Origin of the sequence: Vibrio metoecus, from assembly GCF_009665255.1 — a bacterium.
Classification (GTDB): Bacteria; Pseudomonadota; Gammaproteobacteria; order Enterobacterales; family Vibrionaceae; genus Vibrio; species Vibrio metoecus_B.
On sequence record NZ_CP035687.1, the window covers coordinates 353,712 to 376,780 of the forward strand.

General features: G+C 46.8%; 17 protein-coding genes and 1 pseudogene. 9 read left to right on the forward strand and 9 right to left on the reverse strand.

The annotated features are described in order from the left end of the window. Positions 1 to 323: 323 nt before the first annotated feature. Both EPB59_RS15165 and EPB59_RS15170 read right to left on the reverse strand, forming a co-directional pair. Positions 324 to 2,771 (reverse strand): ABC transporter permease, encoded by a 2,448-nt coding sequence (locus tag EPB59_RS15165; RefSeq protein WP_154173602.1) that lies wholly within the window; start codon positions 2,769 to 2,771, stop codon positions 324 to 326. Continuing rightward, positions 2,768 to 3,445: an ABC transporter ATP-binding protein gene (locus tag EPB59_RS15170; protein WP_154173604.1), complete on the reverse strand. Its 678-nt coding sequence runs from the start codon at positions 3,443 to 3,445 to the stop codon at positions 2,768 to 2,770. Before EPB59_RS15170 ends, EPB59_RS15165 begins: the two co-directional genes overlap by 4 nt. Here EPB59_RS15170 and tesA point away from each other — a divergent pair. The 4 genes and pseudogenes from tesA to EPB59_RS15190 all read left to right on the forward strand — a co-directional run bounded on the left by tesA (position 3,444) and on the right by EPB59_RS15190 (position 9,326). Continuing rightward, positions 3,444 to 4,043 carry a multifunctional acyl-CoA thioesterase I/protease I/lysophospholipase L1 gene (tesA, locus tag EPB59_RS15175; RefSeq protein ID WP_055050007.1) on the forward strand — a complete coding sequence of 200 codons (600 nt, stop codon included), beginning with the start codon at positions 3,444 to 3,446 and terminating at the stop codon, positions 4,041 to 4,043. The genes EPB59_RS15170 and tesA overlap by 2 nt on opposite strands. Before the next feature lie 89 nt (positions 4,044 to 4,132). Beyond that, on the forward strand, positions 4,133 to 5,323 hold the full coding sequence (gene fabV / locus EPB59_RS15180) for an enoyl-ACP reductase FabV (RefSeq protein WP_154173606.1): 1,191 nt from the start codon (positions 4,133 to 4,135) through the stop codon (positions 5,321 to 5,323). Positions 5,324 to 5,665: 342 nt separating this feature from the next. Beyond that, entirely contained in the window at positions 5,666 to 7,564 is a 1,899-nt protein-coding gene (locus EPB59_RS15185; protein ID WP_154174244.1) for a sensor domain-containing phosphodiesterase, read from the forward strand. 113 nt (positions 7,565 to 7,677) lie between these two features. After that, positions 7,678 to 9,326 (forward strand): annotated as a pseudogene (locus tag EPB59_RS15190) (P-loop domain-containing protein). A 58-nt stretch (positions 9,327 to 9,384) separates the two neighbouring features. Here EPB59_RS15190 and EPB59_RS15195 read toward each other — a convergent pair. Beyond that, positions 9,385 to 10,008, reverse strand: coding sequence for a DNA-J related domain-containing protein (locus tag EPB59_RS15195; protein WP_055050011.1), 624 nt, complete (start codon positions 10,006 to 10,008; stop codon positions 9,385 to 9,387). Positions 10,009 to 10,245: 237 nt separating this feature from the next. Between EPB59_RS15195 and EPB59_RS15200 the strand changes: the two genes are divergently transcribed. Next, positions 10,246 to 10,833 carry a DUF2238 domain-containing protein gene (locus EPB59_RS15200; protein ID WP_154173608.1) on the forward strand — a complete coding sequence of 196 codons (588 nt, stop codon included), beginning with the start codon at positions 10,246 to 10,248 and terminating at the stop codon, positions 10,831 to 10,833. A gap of 247 nt (positions 10,834 to 11,080) precedes the next feature. Next, complete coding sequence (locus EPB59_RS15205; protein WP_081017500.1) at positions 11,081 to 11,290, forward strand: transcription initiation factor TFIIIB; 210 nt, start codon at positions 11,081 to 11,083, stop codon at positions 11,288 to 11,290. An 85-nt stretch (positions 11,291 to 11,375) separates the two neighbouring features. On the opposite strand, the gene EPB59_RS15210 is transcribed toward EPB59_RS15205, so the two are convergent. After that, on the reverse strand, positions 11,376 to 12,056 hold the full coding sequence (locus tag EPB59_RS15210) for an HAD family hydrolase (protein ID WP_055050014.1): 681 nt from the start codon (positions 12,054 to 12,056) through the stop codon (positions 11,376 to 11,378). 132 nt (positions 12,057 to 12,188) lie between these two features. Beyond that, on the reverse strand, positions 12,189 to 12,695 hold the full coding sequence (locus EPB59_RS15215; RefSeq protein ID WP_055050443.1) for a hypothetical protein: 507 nt from the start codon (positions 12,693 to 12,695) through the stop codon (positions 12,189 to 12,191). A 209-nt stretch (positions 12,696 to 12,904) separates the two neighbouring features. On the opposite strand from EPB59_RS15215, the gene EPB59_RS15220 reads away from it, so the two are divergent. Together EPB59_RS15220 and EPB59_RS15225 are read left to right on the forward strand one after the other, a co-directional pair. Further along, positions 12,905 to 13,387: a CreA family protein gene (locus EPB59_RS15220; protein WP_055050015.1), complete on the forward strand. Its 483-nt coding sequence runs from the start codon at positions 12,905 to 12,907 to the stop codon at positions 13,385 to 13,387. Between the two features lie 116 nt (positions 13,388 to 13,503). After that, the gene (locus EPB59_RS15225; protein ID WP_154173610.1) at positions 13,504 to 14,808 is read left to right on the forward strand and encodes an inosine/guanosine kinase; all 1,305 of its coding nucleotides are present in this window, start codon (positions 13,504 to 13,506) and stop codon (positions 14,806 to 14,808) included. 95 nt (positions 14,809 to 14,903) lie between these two features. Here EPB59_RS15225 and EPB59_RS15230 read toward each other — a convergent pair whose 3' ends face one another. The 4 genes from EPB59_RS15230 to EPB59_RS15245 all read right to left on the reverse strand — a co-directional run bounded on the left by EPB59_RS15230 (position 14,904) and on the right by EPB59_RS15245 (position 20,653). Next, entirely contained in the window at positions 14,904 to 16,868 is a 1,965-nt protein-coding gene (locus EPB59_RS15230; protein ID WP_154173612.1) for an LTA synthase family protein, read from the reverse strand. 92 nt (positions 16,869 to 16,960) lie between these two features. Continuing rightward, a complete protein-coding gene (gene vesA, locus EPB59_RS15235; protein WP_154173614.1) occupies positions 16,961 to 17,956 on the reverse strand; it encodes a GlyGly-anchored extracellular serine protease VesA in 996 nt (331 codons plus the stop codon). A 153-nt stretch (positions 17,957 to 18,109) separates the two neighbouring features. After that, positions 18,110 to 18,547 (reverse strand): IS200/IS605-like element IS1004 family transposase, encoded by a 438-nt coding sequence (tnpA, locus tag EPB59_RS15240; RefSeq protein ID WP_055051091.1) that lies wholly within the window; start codon positions 18,545 to 18,547, stop codon positions 18,110 to 18,112. A gap of 174 nt (positions 18,548 to 18,721) precedes the next feature. Next, positions 18,722 to 20,653 carry a DEAD/DEAH box helicase gene (locus tag EPB59_RS15245; protein WP_195707169.1) on the reverse strand — a complete coding sequence of 644 codons (1,932 nt, stop codon included), beginning with the start codon at positions 20,651 to 20,653 and terminating at the stop codon, positions 18,722 to 18,724. 373 nt (positions 20,654 to 21,026) lie between these two features. Here EPB59_RS15245 and rnb point away from each other — a divergent pair, with 373 nt between their 5' ends. Further along, complete coding sequence (gene rnb, locus EPB59_RS15250; protein ID WP_154173618.1) at positions 21,027 to 23,045, forward strand: exoribonuclease II; 2,019 nt, start codon at positions 21,027 to 21,029, stop codon at positions 23,043 to 23,045. The last annotated feature ends 24 nt before the right edge of the window (positions 23,046 to 23,069 follow it).

The window sequence follows — 23,069 nt, forward strand, 5'->3', positions numbered from 1 at the left end:
TTACCATGCCATAGAAAATTGACGATTTAGTGACTGCAAATTGTTTGCCTAAATAACGCTAAAGAAACAAAAACAATCTGTAACATAAGGATTTTTGATCAAACGCACTTGGGCTAAACAAAGACTGTTTTAAGCCGAAAAAATATAAAAAAATGCTTGACTCAAATTTGCCATTCTTGAGTTTTCATCACTTTGTGAATAACCCAATCACGCAAACCTCGGCCACTACGGGGCTAGCACCTAACCACCCCGGAATAGCCACTTTACTTATCCCAGAAGTTATCCACTGATTTTGTGGATAACTAACCTATTTACTCCACACCTCAATCACTGAACGCTTTATTCACGGGGGCTAACAGCCGTTTGAGCAAACTGCTCACAACCACAGCAAGTGTGCAAAAAGTCAGAGCTGGCAAGGCAAACCATAACACCACATGCAAACTTGGATTTAAGTTAAATCCCCATTTCATCACTGCGGCAACCACCAGATCGGCACTCAAACTCGCCACTAAGCCGCCGACTAATGCCATCACCCCATATTCCGCCCAAATGGTGTGCACCACTCGACGGCGACTCGCTCCTAAAGTGCGGTATAAGCGAATTTCCTGCTGACGCTGGCTGAGGCTCAAACGCAGTAAAGTGAAAATCAACAAGACTCCGGCCAATACTCCGAGTGCAGCCAGAACGGTCACAGACCATACAATCTGCGTCAGTAAAGCTTGAATTTTTGCCCCCATAGAGCGGATATCCATTAGGCTCACCGTGGGGTGCTGGCGCGAAAGTTGACTGAGCAATCCATCGTGCTCGGGTAATACACGAAAGCTAATCAAATAACTCACAGGAAGCTTTTGCACCACATCAGGGCTAAAAATGAAGTAAAAATTGGGCTTCATTTCCCGCCATTCCACCTGACGGATGGTGTTCACTTTTGCGCTCACCACTTGGCTGTTGATCATGAAAGTCAGAGTATCCCCGAGCTTGAGGCCAAGATCGCTCGCCACTTCTTGTTCGACTGACACGCCATTTTGGCTTTGCCACTGACCTTCCAAAATTGGGTTGTAGTCAGGTAGTTGCTCTGCCCACGTAAGGTTCAATTCTCGACGCAGCGCATCTGAACTCTCTTCCCCGTTTTGGGCATAGAGTTTGGCTTCTTGCCCGTTAATGTGAGTTAAGCGCCCACGCATAATTGGGTAAGCCGCAGAGCGCTCAATATGAGCCTTATCTAATGCCGCTAGATAAGTGGCTTTTTCCGACTCACTAATATTGAGTGCGAATGCATTCGGCGCATTTTCGGGCAGTGTACGTTGCCAATCTGAGAGCAAATCGGTACGCACTAACCAAATGATCGCCAACAGCATCAAAGAAAGCGCTAATGCACCAAATTGTAAGCCGCTGGCGGTGCCAGAGCGATTAATTCGACTTAATGCCAATGCCATCGGTGGATTTAACGGAAGCTTAGCGAATAAACGGGTGACCACCACACTCACCAATGCCAGCACTACAAACAAGGCGACAATCCCTATCAGCACAATCCAAATCAGTTGGTTTTGCCAATACACCAGCAACAGAGGCACGACTGGCACCATAATCAGCAATAAAGCACGTTGCCAACGCCGATCATGTTGCACAGGCTGCATCACTGCCACGGCACTCACCGACAATAATCGCCCAAGCGGGATACCCAAAGCAGGAACGGCGATCAATAAACTACTGGCAAGCGCAATCCACAAAGGGCGCAAACCGTAACTCGGGAGCGGATCTGGCAATAAATCTTTTAGGGGCAAACGTAGCAGCGACTCCAGCCCAACACCAATTACGCAGCCCAACACCACGGCAAATACAAGCAACAAACCAACTTGCAACGCTAACCAACGGCGTAACCACTGGCGGCTGGCGCCAAGGCTCTTGAGCATTGCGATGGTATGCATTCGGGTGGACACATAATGCTGACAGGTCAACACCAAGGTGGTCGCCGCCATCAAGATCACAATCGCCACCGTCAACGAGAGATACTGCTGAGTGCGCTCAAACACTTCATTGGTGCGGCTGGCACTCTCTTGATCACGCCAGCGATCACTCGGTGTTAAACTCACCTCTTGTTTAATCGCCTTAATCACCGAGTCATCACCGGTAATAAACAAGCTAAATTGCACACGACTACCGGGCTGAATCGCCCCAGTTTTGGCAATATCCGAAGCATGAATATAAACCGCTGGCATTTGCTGAAATGGGTTAAAACTCAGTCCGGGTTCTTCGAGCACCTCACCGCTGACCACAAAATCGGCATCCCCTATCGTGACATTGTCACCGATAGTCACTCCCAACTGGTCTTTTACTCTGGGTTCTAACCAAAGTTGATTAGCACTGACATGATTCAACACTTGTTGGCCATCACTCAGGCGCATTTCACCACGCAGTGGATAAGCACTATCTACCGCTTTGACCGTCACCAACTGCATACCTTGGTCACTGAATGCCATCGTGGCAAACCGGGTCATTTGCGAAGTGTGTGTGGCTTGCTTCACCGTTAGCGTTAATAGAGATTCAGGTAATGGATTGGCAGAAACAAACACAGTGTCAGCGGTGAGCGCATCACGCCCTTGCTTAACAATCACTTGCTCCATACGTTGCGCGAGAGCGGTGAGCGCAAAAATCGAAGCGATGATCAACGTCAGCGCCACCGTTACCGGCCACAACTGCCCGTGACGGATTTCACTCAAACTCCAGCGCAATAAACGGCGGTTAAGCGCCGTGGAGGGTAACGCCGTCATACTCGCTCCTCCAATTCACCGGCTTGCATGAAAAAGCGGCGCTGGCAGCGCTGTGCCAATTTCGGGTCATGAGTCACCAACACTAGGGTGGTGCCGTGCTCACGGTTGAGTTCAAACAGCAAATCGATCACTTTCGCGGCCGTTTCTTGGTCAAGGTTCCCCGTCGGCTCATCGGCAAACAGCACTTGCGGACGAATCATAAACGCGCGGGCGATCGCGACACGCTGTTGCTCACCACCGGATAATTGCGCCGGAGAATGGTGCATACGATGTTCCAACCCGACTGATTTCAGCAGCATTTGTGCCCGCTCGCGATCTTCCGCCTCGCCTTTGAGTAAACAGGGCAAGGTCACATTCTCCAAAGCGGAAAGGCTTGGAATAAGCAGAAAACTTTGGAATACAAAACCGACCGACTCACTACGCAGCGCAGCGCGCGCTTCATCATCAAGTTGCGATAATGGCTTACCCAGTAAATAAACTTCGCCTTCACTGGGCGTATCGAGCCCAGCAAGCAAGGTCATTAAGGTGGATTTACCGGCGCCGGATGCCCCGACAATCGCTACACTTTCTCCCGCCTGAATCGAGAGATTCACCTGTTTGAGGATTGTTAAATGTTCCTGATTGGTGGAGACTAGTTTGGATAATGACTGCGCTGAAATAATGGATGTTTGCATGACTCGACGACTTTCCTTTGTGTTTATTCTTCTTTTTTCCGCTACGGTGAGCAGTAAAACCCTGTTGATCCTTGGCGATAGTTTGAGTGCGGGATACGAAATGCCCATCGAACAAGCGTGGCCCAGTTTGCTGGCAAACGCACTGGCTGAAAAAGGCAAAACAGTATCCGTTGTTAACGGCAGCATATCCGGCGACACCACAGGTAACGGATTAGCTCGCCTGCCTTCGCTACTGACTCAACATACCCCAGATGTGGTGCTGATTGAGCTGGGCGCAAACGATGGTTTACGCGGCTTTCCTCCAACAACGGTGAGCACAAACTTAGCGACCATGATTGAACAAATCCAAGCTCAGAATACGGCTGTAATTTTAATGCAGATCCGTATACCACCTAACTATGGCAAACGCTATAGTGATGCTTTTTATCAAGTGTATCCAAATCTAGCACAGCAATTCGCTATCCCACTCATTCCATTCTTTCTTGAACAAGTGATCCTCAAACCAGAATGGATGATGAGTGACGGGTTACATCCCAAACCAGAAGCTCAGCCTTGGATTGCCGACTTTGTTGCTGAACAAATCGCCAATGATTTGTAACACCATCCACCTATTTACTGGTTTAGCTCAATAAAATTTACTCAGCTTTACGTTACTTTTGAGCTCTTAACCACACAATAGGTGACCTTATGCACATTAAGCCACTCATTCAGGGCGTTGTTGCACGCAGCGCCCATCCTTATGGCTGTGAGCAAGCCGTTTTACAGCAGATCCAATACGTTAAGCAGGCCAATTCGATCAAAGCAGGACCAAAGCGCGTGCTAATTTTGGGGGCTTCATCCGGTTTTGGATTGGCAGCACGAATTGCGCTCACCTTTGGTGGTGCCAAGGCGGACACGATTGGTGTCTCTTTTGAACGCGCACCCAGCGAAACTCAAACTGGCAGTGCAGGCTACTACAACAACCTCTTTTTTAAGCAATATGCAGAACAAGAAGGACGTATCGCCATCAACTTAGAGGGTGATGTGTTTTCTGCAGAAATGCGTGAACAAGTGGTTGAGGCAATTGAAACTTATTTTGAAGGCGAAGTGGATTTAGTGATCTACAGCATCGCGAGCGGCATGCGCCGCAAGCCAGATGGCGAATTTTGGCGCTCTGCCATTAAACCCATTGGTGAAGCGGTCTCCGGCGCATCCATTATGTTAGAGAACGATACTTGGATTGACACCACTTTAGAGCCCGCTACAGAAGAGGAAATCGAAGGAACACTACGCGTAATGGGCGGCGATGATTGGGAAAACTGGATTGATACACTCATCAATGCAGAATCACTCGCCGAAGGCTGCAAAACCATTGCTTTCTCTTACATGGGGCCTGACGTAACGCATCCTATTTATCTGGATGGCACCTTAGGACGAGCCAAAATCGATCTTCACCAAACCAGCCATTCACTTAATCTCAAACTCGCCAACTTCGATGGCGGTGCATATGCGGTGCTTTGTAAAGCCCTCGTCACCAAAGCTAGCGTATTCATTCCCGGCTTAAGCCCCTATCTCATTGCACTCTATCAAGTGATGAAAAGCAAAGGCACTCATGAAGGCTGCATTGAGCAGATGCAACGCTTATTTAGCGACAAATTATACGGACATTCCCGCATTCCTGTTGATAGCGAGCGTCTGATCCGCATGGATGATTGGGAAATGAATCCCGATACTCAAACACAAGTCGCGGAACTCCTCACTCAAATGAATAGTCATAATTTTCAGCAATTAGGTGACTATGTTGGCTTTAAGCAAGCGTTTATGCAATTGAACGGTTTTGGATTTGAGCGAATAGATTATAACCAATCTGTTGATATGCATAAGTTTATTAACAAATAAGTGATACCGCATTCTGTTTTAGATTTGAGAATTCGCACAAGCTAATTGAAATCACTCTGCCATTCTGATCGGCTTTTGCTAGAGTGACTAACCATTGAAGTAAAAGCATTACTTCTCAAGTACGGTCACTCTAACGAAACCAAAATCCAATGCCGCGCTATTTTCTCGGAAGAAGATAGCTGTTGCATGTATACCCCATTAACTTGCCGTTGAAGCCAGTTAGCGTAATTGATGGCTGTCCAATACCAAAAGACTGTATTGGATCCTGACATAGCGGGCATTACTGTGCGAGAAAAGCAAGCGATAGGTAACGTTTTACTAGCCAAACCCAAGGACTCATTAATGGCACCGATCCTTCCACAATCGATCCCCATCCCTTCGACGATGCTTGCGAGTTGGCAAAATATGCTCAATTTACTCGGCGAAATGCTTAAGGTGCCAGCCACCGTGATTATGCGACTACGCCATCACGATCTTGATGTATTTTGCTCCAATCAGGGACTCGATAATCCATACCGCGTCGGTATGACCGAACGATTAGGAAAAGGGTTGTATTGTGAAACCGTGATCAATACTCGCCAACCGTTGATAGTGAGTAATGCCGAGACTGATCCACTCTGGAAAGAGAACCCAGATATGGAACATGGTATGCGCGCCTATTGCGGAGTCCCCCTGTTATGGCCCAATGGTGACCTTTTCGGCACTCTGTGCGCCACTGACCGTAAAGAACACCATTTTCTTACCCTAGAAAAGCAGTTGATCAGCACCTTTCGTGAATCTATTGAAGCACAGCTCAAAACCCTCTATCAGCGTGAAACTCTGCTACAAATGAACCAAGATTTGCATTTCAAAGTCCGTAACAAAATGCAAAGCATTGCTTCACTGAACCAATCTCTTCACCAAGAAATAGACAAACGTCGGGCAGCAGAACAGCAAATTGAGTACCAACGCAGCCACGATGTAGGTACTGGTTTTCTAAATCGAAATGCACTTGAACAACAAATTGCCCTACAGCTCAATCAATTAGAAGAAAATGAAGAACTCGCTGTAGTCCATATTGGTTTTGCCAATGCTCGCCAATTGCAAGCACGGATTGGTTTTCATCTGTGGGATGATGTTTTAAAACAGCTACGCGAGAGACTTGGCCCTGTCACAGAAGGAGAACTACTCACTGCTCGCCCTAACTCGACCAACCTCACTCTACTTTTGAAAAGTAAGCAGTTGGATGGGCATTTAAACCAACTTTGTCATCGCTTGATTCATGCCGGTCAAGCACAATTCATTGCCGAGGGTTTGCCTTTGCATCTCAACCCTTACATTGGGGTTGCCCTTAGCCGAGAAACTCGCGATCCGCAGCAATTGCTACGCCATGCGGTCAGTAGCATGTTGGCGTGTAAAGATTCAGGTTATAAAGTCTTTTTCCATTCCCCCGCATTGGCCGATAACCATGCTCGACAAAATCAACTAGAAAATTACCTTTTACAAGCCGTGCGCAATAATGACTTAATGCTCTATTTTCAACCCAAGGTAAGCGTTAAGACACAACATTGGGTTGGCGCAGAGGCACTGCTGCGTTGGAAGCACCCGCTGTTGGGTGAGTTTTCGAATGAAACCTTAATCCATATGGCGGAACAAAATGGCTTAATTTTCGAGGTCGGCCATTTTGTACTGCACCATGCCATCAAAGCCGCTAGCGACTGGTTAACGATTTGCCCAACGTTCCATATCGCAATCAACATCTCTTCGGTGCAACTGAAAAACAGCCGCTTTGTTGACCAGATTCGTGAACTACTCACGCTTTACCATTTTCCGGCACATCAATTGGAGTTAGAAATCACGGAAAGTGGTTTGATTGTGGATGAACCGACAGCCAGTGACATACTCAATAGACTACATACACTGGGCGTAGCCTTATCATTAGATGATTTCGGCACTGGTTACGCTTCTTTTCAGTACCTAAAAAAATTTCCATTTGATGGCATTAAAATCGATAAAAGCTTTCTAGTACAAATCGAACACAGCGAGAGTGACCAAGAAATTGTGCGTTCTATGCTGCACGTTGCGAAGAAACTCAAACTGAATGTGGTTGTGGAAGGCATAGAATCCCCACAACAAGAGCAGTTTATTCTGGAGCATGGGTGCGACATCGGCCAAGGTTTTTTATACGGCCGGCCGATGCCAAGCGATGAATTTGAGCAGAAGCTAAAAAGTCACACTCAACCGCCACACAAGCCAGAATAAGTTCAGGGATGGTTGTCGCTCATCAAGAGAATGGCTTATCATTCCTTTACTCTTCAGTGGGCGCTACCTATAATCGCGCTCCTCTTTTTCTTTCCCTATGAGCGATAATCGAGATGGATCGACTAATTGCAACACTTAAAAAACTCGAAAAGCAGAACTATCGTGCTTATCAGCAGATCAAAGGTCAGTATGACTTTGGTGACTTTACTCTGTTCATCGACCACATTCAGTCTGATCCATACGCTTCAGCCTCTCGCCTGCGCGCGACCCGCGCTTGGTCGTTGACCGGTTTAGATTGGCTCAAAGAAAAATCGCCTGCGTATCAAATGGCAGCGCGTGATTTTATCGCTCGTGCTTTTGCAGAGTTCGCAAAGCAAGATAACAGTCTATCTATCGCGATCAGCGGTCAAACAGTACTCGACAGCACATCTGTTCTGTTTAATGAACACGGTATCGAACTGCGTTTTCGCATGAGTATGCCAGCGGAAGGACGTGATATTTTGGCTAAAAAAGCCCTGAATATCCTCACTTTCCATCTACCGAAGTACATTCGCCGTGCCACGTTGGAGCGCGAACTGGATAAAGCGGCCCTGCTGCAACACTGTGAAGTGGTGGAAGACCAAGAAGCAATGCGCGCACAACTTGACGACCTCGGTTTGGTCGCTTTCGTGGCTAACGGTAGCGTACTGCCACGTTTAGCAGGTAACTGCGATCTTCCGATGAAAGATGCCGTCCCATTCCAAGCGCCGCAATCCCTTGAAGTAACACTTTCTACACCAAACCAAGGTGAGTTGGTTGGCATGGGTATTCCGCAAGGCATTACCTTGATTGTCGGGGGGGGTTCCACGGTAAATCAACCCTGCTGACGGCACTCGAACGCTCTATTTACAACCATATCCCTGGTGATGGCCGTGAACGTATGGTGACCGATTTCAACGCGATGAAAATTCGCGCTGAAGAAGGCCGCTGCGTACACAACCTGAACTTATCCAACTACATCAACCATTTGCCTATGGGGAAAGACACAACCGATTTCAGCACGCAAGATGCTTCAGGCTCGACCTCGCAATCGGCATGGTTGCAAGAATCGATTGAAGCGGGCGTCACCACGCTACTGATCGATGAAGATACCTCTGCGACCAACTTCATGATCCGTGATGAGCGTATGCAAGCCCTTGTCAGCAAAGGGGAAGAACCGATTACACCGTTAGTGGATCGCATCGGTCAGTTGCGTGATGATTTGGGGGTTTCCACACTGGTGGTCATGGGGGGATCTGGCGATTATTTAGATGTGGCCGATACCGTGATTCAAATGCATGACTATCAACCGTTGGATGTCACAGCCAAAGCACGAGAAGTGATTGCCCAGCACCCAACTCAACGTCGCAATGAGTGTGAAACACCATTAGCCACTTTCAAACCTCGCGCATTACATTGTGCGACCCTGCAAAAGCTGCTGTTGGAAGGTAAATTCCGAGTTTCAGCAAAAGGGTTGGATGCTCTGCGTTTTGGTAAAGAGTTCACCGAGCTCACGGCTTTGGAGCAATTACAAAGCTCAAGTGAAGTGAATGCGATTGGCTGGCTGTGGTTCCAACTTGCGCAACTGCCAGGCTGGACTGAAAACCCAGCAAAAGCAATGAGTAAGATGCTCGAAGGTGATTGGTATCAAGCGATGCCAAACCATGGTGATCTGGCGAAGCCTCGTATTATGGATGCCATGGCGGCACTCAACCGTATGCGTAAAGCCCAATTTAAAGCTTAAGTGATACAACGCAGAATTATCAATAACGCGACCAACAGGTCGCGTTATTGTTTCGCCGTCAGGGCTCTTGTCTTAACACGTTCCATGCTTCACATAAAATCCGAAAACGCTCGGCATTGCCATTATCTCGATCTGGGTGCCAGCGTAAGGCTAGCTTACGCCAAGTTTTGCGGATTTCTAGCGAACTCGCTTCCTCACTGAGCTCAAACAGACGTAAAGCCTGACCTCGGCTTAAATCTTTACCATTATGGCTACCAACAGAATGACGATAGCGAGTCCAGAATTCGTTGAGTAGGCGCTTAACCTCCCCTTCATCCGCTTCATAGTTCATCCACTGTGTGTAGTAATCTCGAAGTGGATCATTCACGTCAATATCATGAAATTCACTGCGCATCATCGGCATTAAAATGATGTTCATCGCCTCGACTTGTAACCATTTCTCTGGATGCAATGTTTCTTGCAATTGATAAAGCGCATTCATGATCAAAAAATTACGCTTAAACAAGTCTTTCTCCGGCTGAGTATCCAACACCGGCATAATCCCTAACTCACTTAAATGCGCGGCTAAGGTGTGCACTTTCCAGCCTGACGACTGATGCTTCAGTACCTCAAAAATTGGCCACAACAACGGATTTTCCATGTACGTTTGAAACGTTGCGGCAAGTTGGTGACTGTCTGACATAAAGCTTCCATTCCGACGAAATACCGTTATCAAGATCAATCTAACCCATTTATCACCACGGTGAAATGAGAAATCTTGAATGTGTGAAGATCAATCCGCATAAGGCTTACAGAGCATTTTTCTGACACAACAATAGCCAGATTTCTGGCGCATTGTCGGGGGCATCAACCTATCAATTGAACAATGTTCATTATAATGGCAGGATAGTCAGCATTCCATTGACGGAGCTACACCACTATGCCGCTATCACGACCACTCATCGGCTTGACCCTACTTTACAGTTTCGTATTTGTTTTTTCCGCCATTGCTCCCCATTCACGGGCAGTTTGGTTTGCAGAGATTATTCCAGCCGTCCTGATTTTAGGCGGGATTTGGTGGATATCTTTACGTTGGTCATTCAGCACCACGGCCTATGTTTTGATGTTTATCTGGCTCTGCTTACACACGATTGGTGCCAAATACACCTTTGCGGAAGTACCGTTTGACTGGTTCAATTCGATGCTCGGCTCAACCCGAAATCATTTCGATCGCGTCGCCCACTTTTCGATCGGTTTTTATGCTTATCCCATTGCTGAATGGTTAATACGCAAACAACACACCAAACCTTGGTTAGCGTACAGCTTCGCTCTCTTTAGCATCATGAGTTTGGCGGCAGGTTATGAAATCATTGAGTGGTGGTATGCCGCTGTCGCAGGTGGTGACGAAGGCATCGCCTTCTTAGGTTCACAAGGTGATATTTGGGATGCGCAAAAAGATATGTTATGCGACACGCTCGGAGCGTTGAGCGCACTAGGATTATTCCGCTTGCAACGAATTCGTCATTAAACTGTTATATGTTATTGAGCTTGGGATCACAGCATCTGACCAAGCTCGATAAGAATATGATCTGTGGCATGCAATACATGCAATTTCTATGAATTGCATCTCAACTTCGGAACAAATATGACAAAGCTGACCAACAAATCACCAGGAAGTGTTTATGCTAAAGACAAACAAAATAAAACATCCAAGCCAAGTGTTAACTTAAACACGAAGCGACATAAACACTCTTTTTGCTGCTGAGAATCAATAAATGAATAATCCACATGTAGAAGAAACCATCGAATGCTGCCCACTCTGTCAACACGACGAATTTTTCATTTCTGCGGATAAAGAGAAATTCTTCTGTGCGCAGTGTGGTTTTCACACCAATACACTCACCAGCATTCAACCAATGCTGGCAGCCAAAGCCAACCATCTCGGTAATCGGTTTGTTCATTCTGGGGTAAAAACACGTCAGTAAATTGATTCAGCGGAAATGACACCACATCCACCTCTCATGGTGGATGTGGTTTTTAGGGAGATAAACTGGATCCGATTTTTGGGCATTACGCCGATTGACGCAGCGGATGACCAGTTAAAAACTCAGCCAGTTGAAGCAAATTGCTCAGCACAATGACTTGACTGGAATCACTGCGGCTTTGTGCGTTTAAAGGGCTTAACTGGAACGTGAGCACCCCCGCATTGAGCCCAGCCTCTACACCTTTTGGCGTATCATCGACATACACACATTCGTCTAAGGTAAACCCCATATTCATCGCACAGTAGCGAATCAGATCCGGTTCAGGCTTCCAACTATTCGCATCAAAGGCCGAAAAAATCCGGCCTTTGAAGTAGCCGTCCAGTCCTGCCAAAGTGAGCGTCATTGTGATTTTTTCTCGCGGCGCGTTAGACACTACACAAAACTCTATTTGATTGCGTTTTAAATAATGCAGCAAAGCGCGCGCACCTCCCATTGGAGACAACTTACGACTGAATGTCGCAGCAACAATGGAGCGATAACGCTGTTCCAACAAATCAATATCTGCGGTGATCTGCGCCAGTTGACAAGCTGAATTGAGAATGTCAGCGATTTTTCCACCGGAAAAATGTTCCGCGACTTGCTGATAGCTTAGCGTGATTCCTATTTCGCCAAACACCTGCACTAATGCCTCACAGCACAAGCGTTCGCTATCCACTAAGGTTCCTTCACAGTCAAAAATGACACATTTCACTCTGGCTTCTGTCATCGCACATCCTCCGTTCTATTAGCAGTGTATATCCCGCTGACACACTAAAAAGGATGGAGTTAACAGAATGGTAGAAATCAATGCATGAGTGTGCATAACTTCTACCAAGGTCACTTTTTTCGAAACGGAATGTTAAAGCTCAATGAAAGGCAGAGCATCACTCTCGGTCATCGATTGCCATTTCGTATACAGTGCATCGGCAAACTGCTCACGCGTCCCAAAAGGGCTCCCTGCATGAACCACTAAATCGGAGAGCAGCACACTTTGCTCATGCTGGGTAACCATACCTGCGGCTACGGGCTCACCAAGGTGAAAGCCAATAAATAGCTGACAAGGTGGCGAATAGATGATCTGAGTGAAAAACTCAACCAAGCGATCTTGCTCATGCTTAGAAGTGCCACGAGTGGCCTGTAAAAGCGCAAACCATACCGTCAAACGGTGAAAATCAACCAAATAGATCTCTTGTAGGAGCTGCTCATCACAAGCATGTGGTTGGAACGGGGTAACTTGATTTTGTTGAGATAAGGTTTGGTATACGTCACGCCCTTCTAAACTTTCGGAGGTTGGGAACTCGACATCGACTTGACTGAGTAACCACTGGTTTTTGACCGTAACCACAGGCGAGGGAGAATAATTCATAGCGGGCTTCTTCTCGATTGGTGAAGCAACGTTGTCTTTGATATCCGTTGCAATAACGGCAGCATACTCATCCCGACCTGATGCGACAAGCATTAATCCTTTTTCTACTGGATTTGACCTGCTAATTCACCATTCTTCTTAGTCATGAGGCTGCACAGATACTAGAAAATCAGTATGATAACGACACTTAAACTGAACGGTACATTCTTATGCTTAACCCAATTCGCAGTGCCTTACTTCTTTCTTTCGCTTTCGTATTGAGTGGCTGTGATCGCTCGGAGGTTGGTGATGTAAGCCTTGGTATGTTCACCATGAAAGACATTAAAATCAATAATCTGACTGACCCCATTGTCACTGGTGTCACCTGCCATGTGGCCAGTATTGAAGCGGATTTGAGTCTCGCTGATCCTTCAGACTCATCCATTTCTTGCCGCCAAACGGGAGAGATCACTCCAGAAATGATCGCTCAAATAGATAAATCGACATCAGGTGAAGTTGTATTCCAGAAATCCAAGAGCATCTTTTTTAAATCAATGAAAATTCGCCGCATTTTTGATGCGAAAAACCAAACCCTGATGTATCTCTCCTACTCGACCAAAGAAACATCCGGCAGCTTTAAACACAGCCTTTCTACCGTGCCGCTGTGGGGCACTCAAGCCTATAACGCCTTCCCTGAAACACAAAACAAATAGCTTCATACATCGCAGCCTGAGGCGTGTTTTACATCACTTCAGGCTGCAATAAAAATGAAAGTAATCTGTCATATTTGTGATATGATGCGCGAAAATTTTCAATTAACACTTTCAAAATGAAGTTTCCCGGTCAGCGCAAATCTAAGCACTATTTTCCAACTCACGCTCGCGATCCACTCGTAAACCAAATTCAGCAAACACCCAAGCTCCACCGCCCGACGATTGTCGGTGTGGGCCAAACCATCGTCGATATTGAAGCTCGCGTCGATGACGAGTTTTTAACTCGCTACGAGTTAAGCAAAGGTCATTCGCTGGTATTGGAAGAAAGTAAAGCCGATGCGCTTTATAAAGAATTGGTGGAACGTGGCTTGATCACTCACCAATATCCGGGAGATACCATTGGTAACACATTGCACAATTACTCCGTTTTGGCGGACAGCAAATCGGTTTTGCTGGGTGTAATGTCAAAGAATATCGAAGTCGGCTCATACGCTTATCGTTACCTGTGCCGAACCTCTTCACGCATGAACCTCAACCATCTACAAACCGTGGATGGCCCAATTGGTCGCTGCTATACCCTGATTTCAGAAGATGGTGAACGCACGTTTGCGATCAATGAAGGGCATATGAACAAGCTACGCCCAGATAGCATTCCAGAAGAAGTGTTTGAAAAAGCTTCAGCTCTGGTGGTTTCATCTTACTTGATGCGTGGAAAACCAGAAGACCCTATGCCACAAGCGGTACAACGCGCCATTGAAATTGCAAAGGCACACGGTATTCCCGTGGTGCTGACTCTAGGCACAAAATATGTGATCGAAGGCAATGCCGAGTGGTGGCAAAACTACATGAAAGAACATATTACCGTTGTTGCGATGAATGAAGAAGAAGGCGCTGCGCTGACGGGTGAACGAGATCCACTGCTTGCCGCTGATAAAGCTCTGGAATGGGTTGACTTAGTTCTATGCACCGCTGGTCCTGTGGGGTTGTACATGGCGGGATACATTGAAGAATCAGCGAAGCGTGAAACTGAGCTACCACTGCTACCGGGTAATATTCCTGAGTTTAATAAGTACGAATTTAGCCGTGCTATGCGCAAACAAGATTGTACTCATCCGCTGAAGGTTTATTCACACATTGGCCCATATTTAGGTGGTCCATTGGAAATTAAAAACACCAATGGAGCTGGCGATGGCGCACTTTCTGCGTTACTGCACGACATGGCGGCAAACGCGTATCACCAACGTAATGTGCCAAATTCTGCCAAGCATGATCAGCCATACCTGACCTATTCCTCGCTCTCTCAAGTGTGTAAATACGCGAACCGTGTGAGCTATGAGGTGTTAACTCAACACTCTCCACGCTTATCACGCTCACTACCTGAACGCGAAGATAGCTTAGAAGAAACATATTGGGATCGTTAACTCCATTGTTGCACCCAGATCCTCATAAAAGTTATGACAATAATAAAGAAGGCGACCTATGGTCGCCTTCTTTGTTTAGTGGTTAATGAAATGCTTTATTTTTCCAATTCATAACTTTTTTGCGCGATGTAGAAATTCTCTTTAAACGCCAAACTCCCCCACATCGCATTAGCGTGTGCGCGAGTCACGATCGATTCATCAAGCTGAAGCGGTGTCATTTTATGCGTCACTGAATCATATTGATAGGTCGTGATATCTTGTCCTGGCTGCAATACAACCACTTGATTATCTGGTGTTAACCAACCGAAGTTTTTGTCACGTTGCATCATCGCACGTTGTTTTTCAACCGGAACATCTTTAGTTAAATCAAAGCCGATCATCGGGTTTTGACTGCTAATGCCGGCTAAAGAGAGAAGCGTCGGAGCTAGATCCAACTGGCTGAGTAAGCGGTCATCTTTACGCGCTTCAATGCCACCACCAAAAATAACCGCCGGAATATGGAAATATTCCACAGGGATTGGATTGGTACCTTGTGTACGCGCGTCATGGTCTGCGACAACAACAAACACGGTGTTATCCCAATAAGGGGATTTTTTCGCCTTTTCAACAAATTGCCCCAACGCGTAGTCAGCGTATTTCACCGCATTTTCTACCGTCTGTTTAGGTTCATTGTATTGAGTAATCACACCATCTGGATATTCAAACGGGCTATGGTTAGATGAAGTAAACACTAAGCTAAAAAAAGGTTTTCCTTCTTTTGACATTTGGGTGAACTGCTCATCAGCCTTGTTAAACACATCTTCATCCGATGCTCCCCACGATCCTACAAATTTCGGATTTGAGAAAGTAGGAAAGTCTTGCATATCCACAAAGCCATTGCCGAGGAAGAAACTCTTCATATTGTCAAAATGGCTCTCGCCACCATAAATGAATTGCGTGTGGTACTGCTGAGTTTTCAGCAAACCTGCAATGGAGAAGAAGTTATTCTGACTTTTACCTAGCTTCACTACAGAGCGAGCAGGCGTTGGAGAGAATCCTGTGGTTACCGCTTCAATGCCACGGACTGAGCGAGTACCCGTGGCATACATACGAGTAAATGCCCAGCCTTCGTTAATCAACTTGTCCATGTTTGGAGAAACATCAATACCTCCGAGGCTTTTCACATAACGCGCACCGTGGCTTTCCATCAACAAAATGACGATGTTTTTAGGTGCACCTTGGTAAATCGCGACATGATTGGCCAAAGATGGTTTTTCATCACTAATGAAATCTTCCGGAGCGACAGTCATCGAAGCACGAACTTGATCGATCACGAGTTGTTTATCCATTTTTGGATAAAACTCAAACGCGTTGGCCTCTGAGCCCATTTGCTTGGCTGCGAAAATAACTGAATATGCGGAGTTGAGCGCAAGATCGTTCATCAAAGGATCGCTAGAGAAAGAGACCATTGCTGGATTCATAGGACGATGCCCTAAAGAAGAACGAGCGCCTAAAATACCAATTGCCACAACAAGTACAGCAATCACTGGACGCCAATACCACTTAGGGTAACGCAAGTTAGAAACCAGTGTTTTACTCCATCGCCAGCCGAGCACAACCGTCAGTACACTCACGACTAGACCGATAAATAGCTCCAATTTATAGCCAGACCACAACATACCAAAGACTTCTTTCGGATAGATGAGGTATTCCACAAACAAACGGTTAGGCCGCAGATCGTACTCAATAATAAAAGGAGGAGTAGCCACTTCCATGTACACAACGATCCACAGACCTACGGTGATCCAAAGACGCAGAATCCAATTCCAAATGCGGCCTAAACAATGCTCACCGGAAATTAAGCTAGTCAAAAGTGCAGGTAAAATGAACAAATAGCAGATTGACGCAAAGTCCACCCGTAAACCACTGGAGAAAATGCGTACCCAGCCTTCTGCATCGGTCACGCGGTCAAAATGCCAAATCGCTAACCCTAAACGAGATAGCGTAAAAATGGCTAACAAAGCAAGAAGGGCGCAAACAATAGGATAAAGAGGGCCAAAGAGTCGTTTTAGTTTATTCAACGTCGTTACCTAGGATCGTTTATAGATTAAAAGAATGAACTGCGATAATGTCAGATTCGCACCTAAAATCAAACCGCCCTTAAACATAAAACTCAAATACTCAGCTTGTTGCCCCGAATAATGCTCAGCCCTCCCAACAAGAAAACCAAAAACAAAGAACCTGCGCCGCCACTCGCTGAGCTTTCACTCACCGTGGTCGCCGTAGTTCCTCCTGAGGTCAATGTACGCACTCCGTTGCTTTCTGTGACGTAATACTTCGGCGTTTCTAACCCATTCATCACTCGTAAAATCCAGTTGTAATAGTCGGAGACTTCCGTGAATACCGAAGTCACTGGCTGAGTCGAATCACCACAAACGGATGGACCAAAACTGGTGATCCCAATTTGTACATAGCCTGAGCCACTATCGAAGTAGACGGGTCCCCCTGAATCACCCGAACAAGTGGAGTTTTTATATCCGCCAGTTACCGGACCAGAAAAGCAGACATGTCCTGAACCTAAATTTGCACCGTAATAAGCCGAGCAAGTCGAAAAAGGTACAAAGTCCAAGGTCGTTTCTAGCAATTGAGTCCCTCCTGCTACGTTGCTATACACATAGCCATGCCCCACCGCTTTATAGACGCCACTGACGTCATAGTTGCCATTGATCGTACTATTGAGCACCCCTACAAAATTACTCACGTTAAGGTCATTTTCTAATTTAATGATCGCGATATCATTCGGCCAATAAACGGAAGATGAATTCACATAGTTGTCTGGATAATAGAACTCTGAACCACGAGCAAACTGAATATTGCCATTCGGGAAATCGCTTTCATCTTGTAACTGGGGGATGGCTACCGTGTAGAGCATGGCGTAACTATCACCATAAATGCAGTGTGCCGCGGTGAGGATGTAGCGTGAGTTAAGCACCGTCGCACCACAGTAGGTTCTAGAACTATATTGATAGGGAGAAATATAAATTGCCAAGCTAGCAAAAGAAGGGTAATTCGCAACATTCGCATTTGTGCCATTCACGATATAGGGTGAAAGGTCCACGGCCGCGACTCTCGTCGCTAGCAATAAAAGCATCCATAGCCATTTGCGCATGTATCACCTCATCGGTTGAATTGATTGTTCTGCTTATTTATCACCCGTTTAAAGTGTAGCAATGAAATGAAAGTATGCGATGCAGATAATAAAAAACCGCCTTCTTAGAAGGCGGTTTTAATATAAGCCCCCTAAAAGGGGGCCACGACGCTGTTACTCTCTCAATAACTCTAACTGCTGCTCTTGCTCAAGCTCTTTTTTGTCTTGATGCCGTACATACCGTCTAATGATTTCTTCATTTACACCTACCGTATCCACAAAATAGCCTCGCGCCCAAAAATGATTTCCCCATAACTTTTTCCTGATATGTGGAAACTTGTTGAATAGCCTAATTGCACTCCTACCCTTTAAAACTCCCATCAACGTCGAAATCGATACTTTGGGCGGAATTATCGCAACTAAGTGGACATGATCTGGCTGAACATTGAGTTCCAATACTTCACAATCTTTCATATTACAAAGAATGTAGATCGAACGATTTAGCTCTTTGGCTACATTACCTTTTAAGATCTTAAAACGAAATTTTGGTGTCCAAACGATATGATATTTGCAACGCCAATAGACGTGTGATGAACTTCTGTAGTCGCCCATGTTATTTGAATCCTCTTACTTATGGTGAATAAGAGTTTGTCTTCTAACATGGGCGCATTTTCGGGCAAAAGCCCCTAGGGACAATCACCACCGCTAAAAGCGGTGGTTTAGGGATGACAACAAAAAACCCGCAGTTTTACCTGCGGGTTTATCAATTCAAATCACTTTAGTGAATTATGCTTCTTCGCGACGACGGCTATGGCCACGCTCACCACGGTAGCTACCACTGCTCTCACCACTACGGTTACGTTCAAAACGACGCTCACCTTCACGGAAAGGACGGCCTTCACCACCACGGCCACGACCACCTTCGCGGCCGCCTTCACGACCACCACGGAAACCGCCTTCACGGTTGCCTTCAGGACGACGACCACCGTCACGACGTGGGCCACCTTCACGACGAGCACCACCACGAGATTCGCGGAAGTCATCGAAATCACACACTACAGCACCCACTTCTTTCTGGCGGATACGCAGCTTACGCAGCTTGCTAGAAACGTCGCTCGACATCGCTTTTGGCAGCTGAACAAACGTATGGCCTTGAGCCAGTTTGATCGCACCGATAGAACCTTTAGTCAGACCCAGTTCGTTTGCGAGTGCACCTACGATGTCTTTCACTTGAACGCCTTGGTCACGGCCAACTTGCAGCTGGTAAGTGTCCCAATCGTGGTTCTCTTGATCACGACCACCGAATTCACGGCGAGCAGGACGATCACCATCACGGCGGTCATCACGACGCTCACGACGACGTGATTTTTCACGCTCCATCGCTTCGATCATTGGGTCAGCACCAACGTAGAATAGAGGACGCTTACCTTGCTGACGTTTCAGCAGAATCGCAGCCAGTGTGGTTGAGTCGATTTCCAGTGACGCTTGCAGTTTTTCAACCAGCTCAGCGAAACGCTCCAGTGAGCTGAACTCTTTATCTGCCGCCAGCTCTTGACCCAGCTTAGTCAGACGAGATTCAGCCACTTTATCGCGGTGTGGCAGTTGGATCTCTTCCATAGAAGAACGAGTTACACGCTCGATAGTGCGCAGCATGCGAATTTGGTTAGTACGAACCAGCAGGATCGCCTTACCTTTACGTCCAGCACGACCAGTACGGCCGATACGGTGGATGTAAGATTCCACATCAAATGGAATATCGTAGTTGTATACGTGAGTGATACGAGGAACGTCCAGACCACGTGCTACTACGTCAGTCGCAACCAGAATATCAATCACACCTTGCTTGATATGATCAACGGTGCGCTCACGCAGAGACTGAGGGATATCACCGTGCAAAGCTGCAGCTTTGAAGCCACGCGCACACAACCAATCCGCTAGACGCTCAGTATCCTGACGAGTACGTACGAATACGATAGAAGCATCGGTTTCTTCGGTTTCAAGCAGACGAGCCATCGCTTCATCTTTCTCTACACCTTTTACTACCCAGTATTGTTGCTCAACTTTAGCCACAGTTTGGTTAGAACCGGCTACGTCAACACACTCTGGATTACGTAGAAAACGCTCAACGATCTCTTTTACCATTGGAGGCATAGTTGCAGAGAACAGTACGCGTTGTGCTGATTCTGGAGCTTGCTCCATGATCCAAGTCACGTCATCAACGAAGCCCATTTTGAGCATTTCGTCTGCTTCATCCAAGATGAAAGTATGACATTCGTCTAGGTGTAGACGATCACGCGTGATCAGATCTTTTACGCGGCCTGGAGTACCCACAACAATGTGAGCGCCAGATTTCAGAGCGCGCATTTGATCAAGAATTGAAGCACCACCGTAGATTTCAAGAACCTTCAGGCCTTTGATGTTTTGGCCAAGGTTTTTGATCTCAGCCGCTACCTGAATCGCCAGCTCACGCGTTGGCGCCATAACAATAGCTTGTGGCTTGTGTTGAGACAGATTAAGTTTGTTCAGCAGAGGCAGTGAGAATGCCGCTGTTTTACCCGTACCTGTTTGCGCTTTACCCAGTGCATCACGACCTTCCAGCAGAACAGGAATCGCTGCTGCTTGGATAGGTGTAGGTGATACAAAGCCCATTTCGGTTAGGGCAGAAAGGATGGCGCTGTTCAGTGCTAAATCACTGAATTGAATTGCAGTATCTTGCATGGGGATCCCACTAAATGAAGAAATAACCAAGGTCCCACGTGCTCTACCATTTCCAACCAATCCAATGAATTGCTGAGTCCGTTCAGATGCGGATAAGTATTAAAACGCATCAAGCCGCTAGGGACATATAAGGGACGCGGATTATTCCTTAAAAGCATAAAAAAAGCTAGGAAAAATTGAATTTCATCACAAAATTTTCTTAGCAAAGGAAAAATGACGCCTCATTGACCGAAAAAACCCTTCAAAACACCAAATTTGCTGACAATTTCAGCGAATAAATAAACAGCCAACGATGCTCGAACTCACGTTTTAGGTAGTAATCCAGTCCCTCAATGATTATAGTGTGCCCAACTTAAACGGTTAGATAAAAAAGATGTTCCAAGACAATCCGCTCCTCGCGCAGCTTAAGCAAAAAATCCAAGAAACCCTGCCTAAAAAAGAAGGCACCATCAAAGCCAGTGACAAAGGTTTTGGCTTCCTCGAAGTCGATAGCAAAACCAGCTACTTTGTTCCGCCTCCTTATATGAAGAAGTGTATGCATGGCGACAAAGTCGTGGCTTTCATCCGCACCGAGAATGAACGTGAAGTTGCAGAGCCTTCTGAGCTTATCGAACAATCACTGACTCGTTTCATTGGCCGCGTAAAGCTATTTAAAGGCAAACTGAACGTTGCGCCCGATCATCCACAACTGAAAAAGCTGTCGCTGAAGGCAAAAACTAAGAAAGGCCTCAACGAAGCTGACTTCCAAGAAGGTGACTGGGTGGTCGCTCATCTTGTCCGCCACCCTCTTAAAGGTGACGACGGCTTCTTCGCGCAAATCTCACACAAAATCACCGATGCTAATGACAAAATTGCCCCTTGGTGGGTGACATTAGCGGAAAACGATCTGCCTAACAGCGAGCCAGCGGGTATTGACGAGTGGCAACTGAAAGATGATGCAGACTTGGTTCGTGAAGATCTGACCGCACTGCCTTTTGTGACCATCGATGGTGAATCAACCAAAGATATGGATGATGCGCTTTACGCACAACAATTACCTAACGGTGATTTTGCGCTGACTATCGCGATTGCCGATCCAACCGCTTACATCACGCCAGAAGATGAGATGGATAAAGTGGCACGCGAGCGTGGCTTTACCATTTATTTGCCAGGTCGCAACATTCCAATGTTGCCGCGTGATCTGGCTGATGAGCTTTGCTCACTGATGGAAAACCAAGTTCGCCCAGCGCTGTGCTGTTCGGTGACCATTAGTAAAGATGGCGTGATTGGCGATGATATTCGCTTCTTCTCAGCCAACATCAAATCACATGCACGTCTGGTTTACGACCATGTTTCTGACTGGTTGGAAACTGGCAGCTCGGAGCAATGGCAACCAAGCGAAGAAATCGCCCAAGTGGTGCGTGATCTGTATGCCTTCTCACAAGCACGTGCTAACTGGCGTGAAACCCATGCCGTGGTGTTCCCAGATCGTCCAGACTACCGCTTCGAACTGAGTGCCGATAACGATGTGGTGGCGATCCATGCGGACATGCGCCGCACTGCTAACCGTTTGGTCGAAGAATCGATGATCACTGCGAACATCTGTGCGGGTAAAACGTTGCAAGCGACGTTCGGTTTAGGTGTTTTCAATACCCATGCTGGTTTCAAAGCCGAGAAAATGGCCGATGTGGTGGAGCTAATGGCAGCACACGGTGCACCGAATGCCGATGCTGAAACGCTGGCGACGGTGGAAGGCTTTGCCGCTCTGCGCCGCTGGCTAGCCACACAAGAAACTAGCTACCTCGATAACCGTATTCGTAAGTACCAGAGCTACAGTGAGATTGGCAACCAGCCTCTCCCCCACTTCGCGATGGGGCTTGATGTGTACGCGACTTGGACTTCACCGATTCGTAAATACGGCGACATGATTAACCACCGTCTGCTGAAAGCACACATTCTGGGCAAAGCCCCTGTGCAGACGCCGGATGAAACGGTTGGTGAAGAACTTGCGCTGCATCGTAAGCACCACAAAATTACCGAACGCAATGTGGCAGATTGGCTCTATGCGCGCACTCTGGCCGATGAGCCAGCGAAAGAAACTCACTTCCAAGCCGAGATCTTTGACATCAACCGTCCGGGCATGCGTGTTCGCTTACTCGAAAACGGCGCAATGGCCTTTATTCCAGGATCTCTGATCCTCGATAACAAAGAACGTATCGAGTGCAATGGCGAAGACGGTACGGTACTGATTGATAAAGAAGTGGTGTACAAACTCGGTGATGTACTGGAAATCGTTCTTGCTGAAGTGAATCAAGAAAACCGCAGTTTAGTGGGTAAGCCAACGCAAGTATTTGCCGACCTAACCACAGAAGCAAAGCCGAGCATCGAAGATAAGAGCGAACCTCAAGCGTAATCCGTTAAGCTCAGGCTTTCTCCC